This window comes from Mediterraneibacter flintii (assembly GCF_055387595.1).
In genome coordinates this window covers 866688-882252 of record NZ_AP031405.1, presented here as the reverse complement: position 1 = coordinate 882252, position 15565 = coordinate 866688, and the positions used below count along the sequence as shown (strand labels likewise).

The following is a 15565-nucleotide window of genomic DNA, read 5'->3' as shown; positions in this document are numbered from 1 at the left end:
TTTTGAAATTGATATGATCGTTTTTAGTTAGATAAAACTAACCAAGAAAGGAGAGAGTTATAAAATGAAACAACAAGGTTTAAAAATGAAGGATATTGCAACCATTGGTATCTTTGGAGCCATTCTTTACGTAGTAACAATGCTCATAGGAGCTGTAACAGGCATGGAGATGACAATTTATATGTTTTCCTGTTCCTTTGTCGCTCTGTTTTCAGCACCATTCTATATGCTGATTATGGCAAAGGTACATAAGAAAGGCGCGGTACTTATGACCTGCGCGATTGTCGGTGTTCTGTGGGCATTGTTCGGAGGAGTCTTTGTTCTGCTCTGGATGCTTATTCTTGGTATTGTCGGAGAAGTGATCGCAAGTAAAACACAATACCAAAATTATAAAGCTCTGACAGTTACGTTTGTCCTGTATGTGGCTGCCTATTATCTGGGCGCACTTGCACCACTGTATTACTATTCTTCTTACTATTATACACATGGCTATTCAGAAGAAGCTACACAAGGATTGATAAATGCGGCACATACGACAGCAGCTTATGTGGCTGTTCCTGTAATGCTGGTTGTTTCTGTTCTGGCGGCTTTCATTGCAAAGAAAATGCTGCGTAAGCACTTTGAAAAGGCAGGAGTTATCTAAATATGTGCCGGATTGATCCAAGAATGATTATTTTACAAGTGCTGGTTACGGCAATATGTATGTTCTGGATTTCTTCTTCTATAGGAATATTTCTTGAAATATGTGGTCTGCTCCTGTTTTTATTGTATTTAAGACTACCCAGACAAGCGCTGCGCCTGGCGGTATACTTTGCTGTAATCGACCTGCTGTTTGAACTGACCGCTTTTTATCCGGTGCCTCTATTCATTGAAAGGCTTTGTTTCCTGCTTCATCGCCTTTCTCCTATGGTGGGAATTATGATACTGTCCATCCGCAGTATCAGTGTCAGTCAACTGGTCACCGGAATGCAAAAGCTTCACTGTCCCCGAAAAATGGCGTTGACCGTAGCCGTCGCTCTGCGCTTTATTCCTACGATCAGCCAGGAGCTGTCACAGATTCGGGACGCTCTTAAAACGCGGGGCGTTCCTCTGAACCCTCTTACCTTTTTAAAAGCGCCGGTATTGACTACAGAATATATTCTGGTTCCATTTATGATGCGTGGTGTCCGCGTAGCAGATGAATTATCTGCGTCTGCAGTAACGCGGGCAATCGAAAATCCTTCCCCTCGCGGGGAACGGGTTCCTACAAAAATTCGTATAAAAGATATTGTGTATTTTCTGCTTGTTCTGGCAGTAGACGTAGGTATTCTTTTATATGACCATTTAGGATAGAAAGGCGGGGAGGATTTCAATGATTACATTAAAAGATGTATGTTTTCAATATAGCGCTGATTCTGAAGTTCAGGCAATTCAACACATTGATATTACAATACCGGACGGTGAATGTCTTGTCCTGACCGGAGAAAGTGGGTGTGGAAAAACAACACTTACTCGCTGTATCAATGGACTAGTGCCAAATTTCTATGAAGGAAGATTAACCGGAGAACTACTGTTAAACGACAAAAATCTTCCAGAAATGCCCCAATACGAGATCAGTCGTCATATCGGTACTGTATTTCAGGATCCGCGTTCACAGTTTTTCACTGTAAATTCTACAGACGAAGTCGCTTTCGGCTGCGAAAATCTGTCTATGAGCACCGAGAACATCAATCAGAACATAAAGAAAGCATTTCACAATCTGCATATGGAATCTCTGCAGGACTGCAGCCTATTTGCACTTTCCAGCGGGGAACGTCAAAAGCTGGCTGTTGCTTCTATCTACGCAATGGATACGCCTGTACTGGTACTGGACGAACCCTCCGCAAATCTGGATTTGGAAACAATGGAGATCTTAAGGGGAATTTTACTGGATTTAAAGCGTGAAGGAAAAACGATGATTATATCGGAACATAGGCTTTCTTATTTAAGGGGTGTTGCAGACCGTTACGTCTACATTCAGAATGGAGAAATAAAGCAGATTTGGTCTCCTGAACAAGTCGAACAATTAAGTGAAGCCAAAAGAAAAAGGATGGGATTACGGAGCTTCCAGAAAATCAGTATGCACGATATTTCAAAGGCAGTAACAAAAGAGAAAAGCACTCGGACTGTGGAAGGGCGCGGCCTGGCCATTCATCTGGATAAAACCGAGATATTCCATGATTTGAATTTTCGTTTCGACTGGAGTTCTACTGGCAAAGTGGTCGGAATTGTAGGCAGCAATGGTTCCGGTAAAACAACCTTTGCCAAAATACTTTGCGGCTTATTAAAACCCTCCGCAGGGACGTTTCTTTTTGATGGAAAAACAGTTTCCGCAAGAGAACGGAATAAACAAACTTATTTTGTAATGCAGGATACCGATTATCAGCTTTTTACAGAAAGCGTCCGTCACGAGCTGGAACTGGCAGAACGAAAAAATCATAGAAACTGTGATATGGATACCATTCTAGAACAGCTTCGCTTATCGCAAGCAGCAGAACGCCATCCCTTGTCGTTATCCGGCGGACAAAAGCAGCGCGTAACCATAGCTGCCGCTTTTGTATCCGGCTCCGACATTTTAGTGTTCGATGAGCCTACAAGTGGTCTGGACGGAAAAAATATGCAACGATTAAAAGAAACGATTCAAGAATTGAAAAAGCAGGGAAAATTAATTTTTGTTATTACGCATGACATGGAATTTTTAGATGGTATTTATGATGAGATCATGCAGTTTGAGAAATGAGGTGACAAGATTGAAAAAGCAAAAGGAGGAATCTCCTTTACAAGGTATCTTAAAATTTGCAGAATTGGAAAAGGGACAGCTGCGTTTTGCAGTCATTCTGTCTGTCCTGTCATCTGCTTTCGGCATTTTTCCCTATATCGCGGTAGCAATCATACTAAGCAGTGTACTAACGGGGGAACTGACAGTGAATCTGGCAGTGTTCCTGACATTGGCAGCTCTTGCAGGATATTTATGCAAGGGAATTTTGTATGCGAAATCTACCATGTGTTCCCACAAAGCAGCTTATGAGATTATCCGGAATATCCGCTGCCGGATTATGGAAAAAATGGCAAAGGTATCTATGGGTACGGTACAGCAGAAATCCTCCGGTGAATATAAGCAGCTGATTATTGATGACGCAGAAAGGCTGGAATATCCTTTGGCTCACGCAATCCCAGAACTAACGGCAGCCATACTGGTGCCGGCATTTGTCGTCATCTATCTGCTTACGATTGACTGGCGGATGGCGCTGGCCGCTTTGCTTCCTTCCGTCCTGGGCGCAATTGTCTATTACAGCATGGTTTTTGGACGCAGAGAAGTAATGAAGGAATATATGGAGTCCAATGCGGCTATGAACAGCGCGATTGTGGAATATGTAAATGGTATGGAGGTCATCAAAGCCTTTGACCAGAGTACCTCACCTATGGATCGTCTGAAGGCATCCATCCTGAAAGTACGGGATATTACTTTAAAATGGTATCGGCACTGTTGGCCATTTATGAGTACAGGAGAGGCAATCATGCCTTCCGCAATTACATTTGTCCTTCCAATCGGGATGCTCCTTATTTTTAACGATCATTTAACGCTTTCAGAACTAATCGTCTGTATTCTTTTGTCTATGAGTATCTCGTCCTCTTTACAAAAAATGATGGAATTTATGGAAAACCTGGCTGCTATCAATGAGATACAGCCTAGAATACAGGCTTTACTGGACATGCAAGAGATGCCTGTTCCAGAGCAGCCAGAGCATATTCGAGGTGGAGATATAGCGCTGCATGACGTGCATTTTGGCTATGGGAATGCAGAAGTAATCCAGGGTGTTTCTTTAAAGGCAAAAACCGGAACCGTCACTGCCCTTGTAGGTCCTTCCGGTTCAGGTAAATCTACTTTGGCTAAATTGATTGCCCGATTTTGGGACGTGAATGACGGAGTTATTTCGATTGACGGAAAAGATATTCGTAATCTTTCGCTACAGGAGCTTGAGGAGCATATCAGTTATGTTTCACAAGATAATTTTCTGTTCTATATGAGTCTGCGCGAGAATATCCGGATCGGCCGCCCGGAAGCAACAGATGAAGAAGTAGAACGGGCTGCCAGGGAAGCGGGCTGCGGCGATTTTCTGACCCGTTTTCCACAAGGTCTTAATACGGATGCCGGCGATGCCGGAACACGCCTCTCCGGAGGAGAACGACAACGTCTTGCTATAGCCAGAGCAATTTTAAAAGACGCTCCGATTATTATATTAGACGAAGCTTCTGCCTTTATTGATCCAGAGAATGAAGATAAGCTGCAGCAATCCATCAGCCGGCTTACAAAAGGAAAAACACTGATTGTCGTAGCTCACCGGTTATCCACAATCATGTATGCAGATCAGATCTGCGTACTCGAAAATGGGAAGATTACAGCCCATGGCACCCATGAACAGCTACTGCTGTCCTCCCATACCTACCAGGATATGTGGAAAGCACATATTAGTACCATGGAATGGATGATGTAGGACGGAGGTAGAATCAAATGTTAAAGATAATAAAAAGAGTACTCGATCTTTCTGGTAATCTAAAGGGGCGGCTTTGGGGCAGTTTTATCTGTGGATTTTTGAATGCTATGGCGGGCATGCTGCCTCTGGCTGCGGTATACTATTTCCTTATACAAGCCTTCCTGGACCAGACTCTTAATGGTCATACATGGGGCGTTGTATTGGGAATCCTTGCAGCAGCTCTTATATTGAAAATCTTATTTCAATATCTTGTATATCGCCTGCAAAGTACAGCCGGCTTCGAATTTGTCGCCAGAGAACGGATTGCATTGGGAAATCGGCTTCGCAGTGTTCCCATGGGTTACTATCACGAAAAATCTTTAGGCGAAATTACCGCAACCGTAACAACAGATCTGGTTTTTTTGGAGCAGTATGCCATGCATATTCTCGATAAAGTAACAACCGGCGTTGTCAGCATGATTGTGATTACGGCTGCTTTGCTGCTTTTTGACTGGCGTATCGGAATGATTTTTGCAGCGGGAGTTGCCCTCTCTTTCCTTGTTTACAATGTCATGCAAAAAAAGGGGCGGGAACTTACTCGAAAGCAGCAGGAGGCTCAGACAGAAGCCATACAATCGACTTTAGAGTATATCCAGGGAATTTCTGTTGTAAAATCCTTTAATATGTGTCAAAAAAATTTAAGTACTATACGCGCCGCTTACGAAAAAGGGGCGGCTGCAGCTTACGCACTGGAAAAAACCTTTACCCCGTTAAACACGATATATTCTTCTATCTTCCGCATAGCCGCATGTTTTATTATGCTTTGTGCGCAGCTTATTATGCTGTCCGGCGAAATGAGCTTCCCTATGCTTGCGGTCAGTCTGCTCGCAGCTTTTTCTGTTTTCACACCGGTGGAGGTTATGGGACAGATGACACAGATGATACGAATTCTGGAGACGTCACTGGATCGCGTAGAGGAAATGAAGCACGCAAAGGTATTGGATGAAAGTGGAAAGAATATTCCTTTACAATCACAGGAAATAGAATTTCAACATGTGGATTTTGCTTATGAAAAGGGAAAAACGATCTTAAAGGATGTGAGCTTCCGCGTGCCGGAAAAGAAGATGACTGCGATCGTCGGTCCATCCGGAAGCGGTAAAACAACAATCTCTCGTTTGATTGCCCGATTCTGGGATGTTCAGAAAGGCGCTGTCCTTGTAGGCGGTCATACTGTAAAGGAATATACCTGCGACAGTTTACTGAAAAATATGAGCATGGTATTTCAGAATGTATATCTGTTTTCAGACACTGTCGAAAACAACATTAAATTCGGAAGTCCGGCTGTCTCTCACGAACAGGTAATTGATGCGGCAAAAAGAGCCTGCTGCCATGATTTTATTATGGCTATGCCGGACGGCTATCAGACACGAATCGGCGAAGGAGGCGCTAATTTATCCGGCGGAGAACGCCAACGGATTTCTATTGCGAGAGCAATGCTGAAAAATGCTCCTATTATTCTGTTAGATGAGGCGACGGCCAGCGTTGATCCAGAAAATGAAGTATTGTTACAACGTGCAATTAGTGAACTGGTTAAGGATAAGACTTTAGTCGTAATTGCGCACAGACTCTCTACTATTCGCAATGCTGACCAAATCCTGGTATTAAATGATGGACAGATTATGCAGTCTGGGACGCATGAAGAATTGCTCAAAGAGGAGGGTATGTATAAGGACTTCTGGACTGCCAATCGAAAAGCAAGAAAGTGGAAAATCGAGTAAGCTTCCAGAAAGAAAAGAGAGCCCTGCCAACGTTGACAGGGCTCTTTCTTATGCTCTATGTGACGAAACACCTTTCTTTTGGCATCAGCCTTCAATTGCAATATGCTTTTTCGTCTCCACTGCTTTTTCATCCTTCTTCGGAATCGACAGCCGCAAAATACCATTTTCGTATTTTGCCCTGATGTCCTCCTGTGTAAGAGCATTTCCTACATAGAAGCTTCTCTGCATTGCCCCTGCATAGCGCTCTTTACGGATATATTTCCCTTTCTTATCCTCCTCATCTTTGTCTATAGCTTTAGAAGCAGACACTGTCAGATACCCTTCCTCCAGCTGGACGCTGATTTCATCTTTCTTAAATCCAGGAAGATCAATGTCGACCTCATATCCGCCCTCATGCTCACGAATATCCGTCTTCATCATATTTTTTACGTGTTTTCCATACAGAGGATTCTTCTTTCCCCAGAAGTCACTCTCGAACGGGAAGTTCATCCAATCATCATCAAATAAATTTTCTCCAAAAATACTAGGCATCAACATAAGTCATTTCTCCTTTCAAATTCTAATCTTTTTGTTCTATGAACCGCTTACGCGGCTGCCATCAGCACTCTTAGACAAATACTTAAGTGTTGTAAGCAAAGAATCTAAGGAATCAGAACCTTCCTTTTTGTTCCTCTTCCTTTGTTCTATCTATTATATAGCACATAGTTGTTAGCACTGTCAAGAGGTGAGTGCTATTTTTTTAACGATCTATATCATTCTATACACTATTTAAAACTTTTTATTGACATTAAGAGGTACCTCTTGTATTATTCTAGAGGTACCTCTTAAAAGAAAGGAAACAAAAATCATGTGTTATCCCGATGATCATGAGCTGACTGAGCTTTTTTACCAGGTTGTCCGGCAATTGGAAAACCTCGCAAAATCCAGCCATAAAAATATGAACTTTTTTTCCGGACAGTATAAGTGTCTCTTTCTCCTGGACGAAGCAGGCACAATCACACAGAGACGCCTTTCCCATATTCTTGAGATTCGTTCCACCTCCTTAAGTGAAATACTGTCAAAGCTGGAGAAAAAAGGATACATTACAAGAACGCTTTCAGAAACGGACAAACGAACTTATATTATCTCTGTCACATCAGATGGGAGAAAAGAGGCCCAGCGTGTAAGAAGTATACGATTAAAAGAGCACCATGAGCTCACAGACCCACTGTCTGATGATGATAAGTATGCTCTTTACAAAATTCTGGAAAAAATAAAAGAATATTATACAAAACAGGAGGATATATAAATTGTACGATACAACTAAAATAACAGACCGGAGAAAAACATTTATATTTATGAACATACTGGTTTCCACGATTGCCTCCTCTATGCTTTCCACAGCCATGACAACAGCTCTGCCTCCTATCGCTGCGGATCTGTCTATCAGTGTCACGACAGGTCAATGGCTGACAAGCGGATATTCTCTGGCAATGGGGATCATTATGCCCCTCACTGCCTTTCTGATCCGGAGGCTCCCCACAAAAAAATTATATCTGGGTGGAATTTCTATTTTTATCGCAGGTCTGGTCATCAGCCTTTTTTCAAACACATTCTCTGTTATGATGGCAGGAAGAGTATTGCAGGCATGTGGAAATGGGATCTTAATGTCCATCTCCCAGGTCGTTATCCTTTCCATCTACCCTGTAGAAAAAAAGGGAACTGTCATGGGCTGGTACGGACTGGCATGCGGCGCTGCACCTGTCATTGCCCCCACACTGGCCGGCATCCTTGTCGATGTCATCAACTGGAGAGCCATCTTTGGGCTGGCGCTTGCAGTTATGCTTCTCTCACTTATAATCGCATGGTTTGTATTTGATGATGTTTTGGAAACGTATAAAAAGAAATTTGATACTCTTTCTTTTATCTTAAGTGTCTTTGCCTTCGGCGGGGTCACTCTCGGTATCGGAAATATCAGCGCTTACGGCCTTACTTCTCCTCTTGTTTTCATTCCTCTGACAACAGGCATCATCACCTCTGCTCTATTTACATACAGGCAGCTTCATATAGAAGAACCATTTCTGGAACTCGGTATATTAAAAAGTACAGAGTACGCTTTAAGCGTCATCGGAAGCATGCTGTTGTATTTTATTATGATGGGCTCTTCTGTCATCATGCCTTTATATGTACAGTCCATAATGGGATATTCCGCCACAGTTTCTGGGCTTGTCACCTTGCCTGGTTCCCTCGCGATGGCGATCGTCAGCCCCCTCGCCGGAAAAATCTTCGACAAGCTGGGAATGAAGAAACTCTTTATATACGGCGCAGCTTTTCTTATCATCAGTAATCTGGGAATGTATTTCATTACAATGCATACTTCTGTCATAATCGCTGCTTCTTATAATGTCATCCGCTGTATTGCAATCGGCTGTCTTATGATGCCGCTTATCACATGGGGGACCTCCTATGTCAGAAATACACAGGTGGCAGATGCGACTGCTCTTTTAACCTCCCTGCGCACCATTGCCGGTGCGGTCGGCTCTGCCGTCTTCGTGGGCATTATGACAGTAATCGCTGATAATTCTGTCCCTCAATACGGAGAAAATGCCGGTATGCACGGGTTAAATATTACCTTTCTGTGTATGTCCGCAGGCGCGACCATACTCTTGGGAATTGCCGTTTTTCTTGTAAAAGCCAGCTCTGATACCGAACAAAGTGGGCAAGCCCACTTCAACTCTCCTGCCTCTCACTCTTAAGGGGATTGTCCACTTTGCGCGCCGCCGCAATGCCGCAAAGCAGTAAAATTTCCTTATTGCGGCGTGCGCATCCCGCCCGGAGGGCTTTTACTCTATGATTCAAACAGACATATCTGTTCTTCCTTTAGAGACTTTACTTTTCTCTCTGTAATCTTATCTTTCTCCGAAATAACACCGCATAGCAAAGGTGATTTAGGATCATAGTTCTTTAAATTTTCCTTAACTGTTTCCGGTTTGAAATTCGCATAGCAGTATTTGCAGCCGTTTAAGCAAGTATTATAAGCGCCAATGTCAATACTCTCCACACATCCGCAAACTGTTCTCTGTCCCTTGTCCTTCTCTGCCTGGATTTTGCAGCCTGTCAGCTTTTCTATCAGTTCTTTGTCAATACAGCAGTTATGCTGGATTTTGCATAATTCAAGATCGAGCTCCTCTGCACAAGAGCACACCTGTATCCTGTTTGCTTCCGCCGCCTTCCTAATTTTACCTGCAAATTCTATGAGTCTCGCTTTGTCTATCTCTTTTCTTCCGAGGGCCTCCATATTTTTTCTAATTTTTTTGTATATATCCACAAAACTGATTACGCATTTATCTGTATATCCACACAGAGCCTCTGCTATCTGTCCAAATGCATTTAAGTGATATTCTTCTGTATACCGTTCTGTAAAAAGAATCGGGTCATATCTCCATATTACCCTTTCTCTTCCTACTTTTTCCACCAGCTTCCAAAATACAGGTATAATTTGTTCTCTCTTATGTGCAGTATCTGTCTCTATATCCGTTCCATAGCCTGTCAGGGTAAATTGAAAATAATACGTATATCCTGCTAATTCATCCAACCGCTTCATCATATTTTCGGGGTTTTTCGTCCAGAATACAATACAGTCTACTACCTCCGGTGAAATATCTATTTTACTGATCTGCCGCGAATTGAACGGATTACGGACATAGACATACTGCTCCTTTATCCGTTGGAAAAACCAGTCGGAAAAATATTTTGGTATATCTGTCCTTCTGCTCACACTTAATATCATCTCTTCTCTCTCTTTCTTCTGTCTTTTATAAACCTTATGATACGTTACATTCGCTTCTTCGTCTATAACCGGAATAACGATTTCTGCTCTGAGCAAACAGGGCTTTCTCACGCCGAAACGCGGCAGTATTTGTATAAACTATTATAGAGAATCCCTTAAAATAGCGGTAATGTCTTTTTCCGTCAAAGGTGCATATGCATTTTCCAGCCCCTCATTTACTGCAATATGATGTGCCATCTCTTCGATTCTGGTCTCGTCAATACCTACTTCCTTTAAATGCATTGGAAGCCCTATGGATTCAAAAAATTTATAGGTTTCCTCAATAGCCTTATTTGCTATCTCATATTTATCAAGATTTTTGTCTATTCCAAATACATTGACCCCATATTTTACAAAACGTCCTACGGTTTTGTCATTCAGAATATGCTTCATCCACCTCGGTGTAAGAATGGCAAGCCCTTCTCCATGCGTAATATCATAGTAAGCGCTAAGCGCGTGCTCCATACCATGACAGGGCCAACCGGAGGCACTGTTTCCCAGCGCAAGAATACCATTGCACCCGTATGTACAGCAGAGCATCAATTCTGCCCTTGCCCTGTAATCCTCTGGATGTTCTAAGGCAATTTTGGTATTCACCATCAAGCTTTTTAATTCTGCCTCACAGAAACCGTCATTCAACAATGTCGTATCCTCCGTGAAGTATTGCTCCATGACATGATTCATCGCATCCGCACAGCCGGCTGCCGTCTGCTTTCTCGATACCGAAAATGTATACGTCGGATCAAGAATAGAGCATACTGGAAATAAATGTGGATCGACGTATCCAATTTTATCATTTGTCTCTGTTCTGGAAATTACCCCTCCACAGTCATATTCACTCCCTGTAGCTGCCAGCGTCAGGATATCTACAATCGGCAGAGCGTCCTTCGCGGATACCTTATAGGAAATCAAATCCCACGGATCACCGTCATATTTTGCCCCTGCCGCAATCGCTTTGGAACAGTCAAGTACGCTGCCGCCGCCTACCGCAAGGATAGCATCTATTGTATGCTGCTTACAGATACGTACACCATCCAGTACACTCGGATCATACTTCGGATTTGGCTGGATGTCAGAAAGCTCATAGATTTCAAATTCTGCAAGCAGCTCTTTTACCTTGTCATACAATCCTAACTTTTTTATGCTTCCCGAGCCATATGTCAAAAGAATCCTTTTTCCAAGTGGTTTCATCACCTCAGGCAGATTGGAAATCACTCCTTTTCCAAAGATCAGTCTGGTCGGTGTCTGATAATCAAAATTCTGCATATTCGTTTCCCTCCTATATGATTCTTTGCTTTACGTTACTAAGCCATCATATATCCTGGAGTATACTCTAAGTCAAGTCTTTTTGAAATTTTAAATAAATTGTAAACATCCATTTTCCAATTATGCGCAGTGTACATTCCTGAAAAGTTTTATTGTATTAGGAAACAACGCTTCTTATATCATAGAAAAAGCAGTTAACCTAGGATTTATAGACTAACTGCTCAAACGATTTTCTATCTTTATACCTTCTTCCTTGTCAAGAAAACTCCAATCATTGCACCGATAAAGATAATCGGCGCCACCCTGACAAACAGCCATTCAAATGAATGAAAAGCCACTCCCAAGACAGCAATTTCCGGATCACTGTAATCCCAACCTAAATATGGACTGTTTATAACTGTTAGAACTGTAAAAATTGCTATTATAACCATACACAAAGAAATAAGCAGCCAATGAAGGAGCTTTCTTCTCATAATTTCCCTTTGTGCCAGTTGTGAATTTATCACCTCTAATTTTTTAGAAATCACTTTTAAATCATCCGTCTCGTTCTCTGCAACAGTTTCTCCAAGCAATGTGCTTACGGGTGTTTCAAGTACTTCCGATATAATAATCAACATATCAGAGTCGGGAACTGACAATCCTTGTTCCCATTTAGATATAGTTTGTCGTACTACATTCAGCTTAACAGCAAGTTGCTGCTGTGAAAGTCCTTTTGATTTTCTAATTGCTTTCATATTTTCATTTAGAATTCGGATAATCTCCTTCCCATAGATTATCTCCATTGTAGACAGAACTGCCCGTTGATGCAAGCAATGTATTTTAACATTAAGTAAAATACTGATTTTTTTGTATTTCTCAATATTTTCCTTTAAATTACTTTTTGAATTTATATTTTCCTTTTCCGTGACCGGATACCGGTTCAATAATATCTGCCCGCACCAGATTGGAAAGAAGTTTGGAAGCACCTGAACTTTTCAGCTCAAGAAGTTTCATAACTGAACTTCTTCCAAACACTTCATCAAAGCCAAACCTCTCAAAGAGTCTACGGATATGAACAGTTGTTTTTACTGAGAAATCACTGCCTTTTTCGGAAAGTACACTTTCAATGTCCACTTTTTTGTCTTGAATATCTACTTTTTCATTCTCAATATCCACTTTTTCTTCATTCAAAAGTTCACTTATGTGAAGACTTCGATTATGAAGTTCATTTTTCTCGTCCAAAAGCAAGTTTCTGAGAAACGCTTCCAGATATTCTGTTGTTTCGTGAATACCTTTTTTTAAATTCGTGTAGTTTGCACGAACAAGTGCATTTCTGAAATACCACGCATTTTTCGCAAAAATATCATTGGTTGCAGAGAACCCGAGCGTCCTCAAATATTTAATGAAGAACACTGCCGTCGTTCTCGTATTACCTTCGCCAAAGATATGGATTTGCCATAACCTTGAAATAAACACCGCAAGATGATGAATAATCTCGTCCATAGAAAGTCCTTTATAACTAAAATCTTTCTCCTGTGAAAAATCATATTCAAGTGTTGCTCTCAGTTCTGAAGCACTACCGTACATAACGGTTGCCCCATCAAGCACCCATTCTTTCTTTGTGATGTTGTAATCTCTAATCTTTCCGGCGTGTTTGTAAATGCCCTGAAAGAGTTTGCGGTGGATAGAGATATACGCATTCGGAGAAAATGAGAACGCTGTTTCAGAAAGAATTTCCGCAATACGGGAAGAAACTTTATCTGCTTCTTCGGTACGCTCATCATCAGACAAATGCACGGGTCTTTCTTTATAGTAGCTGTCGATAAGACTCTGCGCTTCCTTCATCGTGATTTTGCCCTCAATATTCTGAATGGCAGTATCAATCAAATATTTAGATGGTTTGAGTCCGTCCACCGCCTGAAGTCCGATTGCTGTGCTCCAAGCATAGCTCTTATGAACTTTATCCGGTTCAGACTCCCTTAAATATTCCTTAAACGGGTCTTTTTCCATATCCACTACCTCGCTTCATTGTTATTCTAATCGAAAATTCTTTAATCAGAAAACAAACTGATTGCAGAAAACATTTTATGCAATCTGTACTCATCAAATGGAAGATATTCTGCAATAGTAAAACCTATAATGTCCGTATTTTCCTGAATATATTGCAGTATTTCTGAAAGTTTTTCTATTGTCATTTTTCCACCACCTGCACCATCTCCGACTAATTCCGGATTAGCAAAATATGTGGAATGGAAAAAATGTTCGTCCAACACATCAATATCAAAATGAACTAAAATGTGTTCAAAACGGTCGGTAAATACTTTAATTTCATTATTAGAAATAAAAAACTCCGTTTGAACTTTATAATCAACACCTATTTCGTCCAAAAACTTCTTCTGATAATCATGCAGACCTTGTAAACCAACATAAAGTATTTCATTTGGTTTAAATTTAGGATTCTGCATCAAGTCTGACAACGCTGGGTCGCCACTACCGAGCAAAGATCCTAACACCATAGCGTGCGCATTAGGATAACCGTCTTTAGGCATAGAAACATCTGGATGAGCGTCAATCCATATAATGCCTACATTTTCATATTTCCCGTGGAGATAATCAAACGCAGCCTGTGACACTATACAATTTCCACCAATCGTAATAATCTTATCAGGCTTTTCTACTGTAATCTTTTCCATTGCATTTTTAATGCCTTGTATAACAATATCTTTCCCATAAATGCCATCACTTATTGGCAGTGTTTTTCCATCGGGTAGTTCAATGTCAACCTTAACAAGTTTTTGGTTTTCATTTTGTGGTAAAATATGTGCCATTATATTCGCACCAAAATAATATGTATCCAGCCCACCACTTACATAGTCCGGGTATAATAATCGGATAGTTTTCATATAAATATCTCCTAAAATCTTTATTTTCTTGAAAACGGCATTTTGCTACTCACTTTCCTGCATATCCTCATCGGCTTTTGCAATCATCTGTCTGTACTGTTCTTTCACGCTTTCCGGTGCAAGTATCTACCTTACCATTGAATCCAAACACCCAACCGAAACTTTTTGGCAATTGCTCGGTCTATATTACTCCAAAGAGTGTAATTCCAATTAAATTTTTCATTTGCAAATAAATCCCGTATCTTTTTCAGATTTCATATTACATTTTTTAATAGTTTTTTGCAATCTTTTTAAACACTTTGTTATCTATATTCGTCATAATATTTTGAATTCGCTCGTTCATCATAACCCCCTTATCTCAGTTCCATAAGCATTTTTCGTATTTATCATTATCACATCCAATCTCTCGATTTGCGTTTCCGTCCATTCAGAAAATGGGCAATCCCAATTGGAATTGCCCACTCATTGTACTAATTATGCGATTTTTTTGCTTGCACCGATTTCCACATCAGATGATGTAAATTTATTACAAATTGCTGTTTTTTCGGAAATTCATCAAATGAAGTACATCTCGTTTTGTCCTGCAAAATGATACATCCTTACATCACTTTAATAGAGTTTCGCACCTGCCGGAATCCTATTGTCCACCATCAACAGGTTCAATCCCTCTTTGCCATCTTCCTCGTGTACCGCTGAAATCAGCATACCCTCAGAATCAATTCCCATCATCTTTCTAGGTGGCAGGTTTACGATTGCAATCGCTGTCTTTCCTATCAATTCTTCCGGCTCGTAATACTCGTGAATCCCGCTTAAAATCGTGCGCTTGCGGTCTGTTCCGTCGTTCAGTGTAAACTTTAAAAGCTTCTTTGACTTCGGAACCGCCTCGCAATCTTCTATCTTCACAGCGCGGAAATCTGACTTGCTAAAAGTATCAAAATCCACCATTTCTTCAAACAGCGGCTCAATTTTCACATTGGAAAAATCAATTTTTTCCGCCGTCTTTTCTTCTACAATAGCTTTTTCACCCTGTGCTTCGTTGTTAGCTGCATTCTTCGCAGCACCCTGTGACTTCATTGTCGGGACCTTTTTTGTGGTTCCTTCATACTCGCCCAAGCTCGTACTAATACTATATAAATTACTTATTTCCAAATTATCGCCTCCTCTATATCTTTGCCCTTCTTTGAGTCATTTTGCGGGCAAATGATGTAAAATTTGATGTAGATGATGTAGGGTGATAATCAAATAGGAAAACACATAGTAATATGCATCAAATTATAACTTCTTTTATTTACAATGTCAATCCACATCAAAGTAACGAAGCCTTATCTTTTCCTGCTT

The 15565-nt window shown here is 41.1% G+C and carries 13 protein-coding genes and 1 pseudogene; 7 read left to right on the top strand and 7 right to left on the bottom strand.

Features of this window, described 5'->3' with window-relative positions; genetic code table 11:
- Window positions 1–64: 64 nt before the first annotated feature.
- The 5 genes from ACZ5C4_RS04110 to ACZ5C4_RS04090 are packed head-to-tail and all read left to right on the top strand — an operon-like array spanning window position 65 to window position 6271.
- The gene (locus tag ACZ5C4_RS04110; RefSeq protein WP_464519884.1) at window positions 65–643 is read left to right on the top strand and encodes an MptD family putative ECF transporter S component; all 579 of its coding nucleotides are present in this window, start codon (window positions 65–67) and stop codon (window positions 641–643) included.
- A gap of 2 nt (window positions 644–645) precedes the next feature.
- A complete protein-coding gene (locus ACZ5C4_RS04105) occupies window positions 646–1332 on the top strand; it encodes an energy-coupling factor transporter transmembrane component T (protein ID WP_464519883.1) in 687 nt (228 codons plus the stop codon).
- Between the two features lie 19 nt (window positions 1333–1351).
- Window positions 1352–2758: an ABC transporter ATP-binding protein gene (locus ACZ5C4_RS04100; RefSeq protein ID WP_464519882.1), complete on the top strand. Its 1407-nt coding sequence runs from the start codon at window positions 1352–1354 to the stop codon at window positions 2756–2758.
- Between the two features lie 10 nt (window positions 2759–2768).
- Window positions 2769–4514 (top strand): ABC transporter ATP-binding protein, encoded by a 1746-nt coding sequence (locus tag ACZ5C4_RS04095; RefSeq protein ID WP_464519881.1) that lies wholly within the window; start codon window positions 2769–2771, stop codon window positions 4512–4514.
- Window positions 4515–4531: 17 nt separating this feature from the next.
- Window positions 4532–6271, top strand: a complete 1740-nt coding sequence (locus ACZ5C4_RS04090) for an ABC transporter ATP-binding protein (RefSeq protein WP_464519880.1) — start codon at window positions 4532–4534, stop codon at window positions 6269–6271.
- 84 nt (window positions 6272–6355) lie between these two features.
- Here ACZ5C4_RS04090 and ACZ5C4_RS04085 read toward each other — a convergent pair whose 3' ends face one another.
- Window positions 6356–6808, bottom strand: a complete 453-nt coding sequence (locus tag ACZ5C4_RS04085) for an Hsp20/alpha crystallin family protein (RefSeq protein ID WP_464519879.1) — start codon at window positions 6806–6808, stop codon at window positions 6356–6358.
- Window positions 6809–7118: 310 nt separating this feature from the next.
- Here ACZ5C4_RS04085 and ACZ5C4_RS04080 point away from each other — a divergent pair, with 310 nt between their 5' ends.
- Both ACZ5C4_RS04080 and ACZ5C4_RS04075 read left to right on the top strand, forming a co-directional pair.
- The gene (locus tag ACZ5C4_RS04080; protein WP_464519878.1) at window positions 7119–7559 is read left to right on the top strand and encodes a MarR family winged helix-turn-helix transcriptional regulator; all 441 of its coding nucleotides are present in this window, start codon (window positions 7119–7121) and stop codon (window positions 7557–7559) included.
- A gap of 1 nt (window position 7560) precedes the next feature.
- On the top strand, window positions 7561–9006 hold the full coding sequence (locus ACZ5C4_RS04075; RefSeq protein WP_464519877.1) for a DHA2 family efflux MFS transporter permease subunit: 1446 nt from the start codon (window positions 7561–7563) through the stop codon (window positions 9004–9006).
- Window positions 9007–9098: 92 nt separating this feature from the next.
- Here the strand turns inward: ACZ5C4_RS04075 and ACZ5C4_RS04070 are convergent, their stop codons facing one another.
- The 6 genes and pseudogenes from ACZ5C4_RS04070 to metG form a co-directional block, all read right to left on the bottom strand.
- On the bottom strand, window positions 9099–10040 hold the full coding sequence (locus ACZ5C4_RS04070; RefSeq protein WP_464522303.1) for a DUF1848 domain-containing protein: 942 nt from the start codon (window positions 10038–10040) through the stop codon (window positions 9099–9101).
- Window positions 10041–10181: 141 nt separating this feature from the next.
- On the bottom strand, window positions 10182–11345 hold the full coding sequence (locus ACZ5C4_RS04065) for an iron-containing alcohol dehydrogenase (protein ID WP_464519876.1): 1164 nt from the start codon (window positions 11343–11345) through the stop codon (window positions 10182–10184).
- Between the two features lie 239 nt (window positions 11346–11584).
- Window positions 11585–12094, bottom strand: coding sequence for a helix-turn-helix domain-containing protein (locus ACZ5C4_RS04060; RefSeq protein WP_464522302.1), 510 nt, complete (start codon window positions 12092–12094; stop codon window positions 11585–11587).
- Window positions 12095–12218: 124 nt separating this feature from the next.
- Window positions 12219–13334 carry a Fic family protein gene (locus tag ACZ5C4_RS04055; RefSeq protein ID WP_464519875.1) on the bottom strand — a complete coding sequence of 372 codons (1116 nt, stop codon included), beginning with the start codon at window positions 13332–13334 and terminating at the stop codon, window positions 12219–12221.
- 41 nt (window positions 13335–13375) lie between these two features.
- Entirely contained in the window at window positions 13376–14227 is an 852-nt protein-coding gene (locus ACZ5C4_RS04050; RefSeq protein ID WP_464519874.1) for an arginase family protein, read from the bottom strand.
- Between the two features lie 609 nt (window positions 14228–14836).
- Window positions 14837–15307, bottom strand: a pseudogene (metG, locus tag ACZ5C4_RS04045) (methionine--tRNA ligase subunit beta); the annotation flags it as partial.
- Window positions 15308–15565 lie beyond the last annotated feature (258 nt).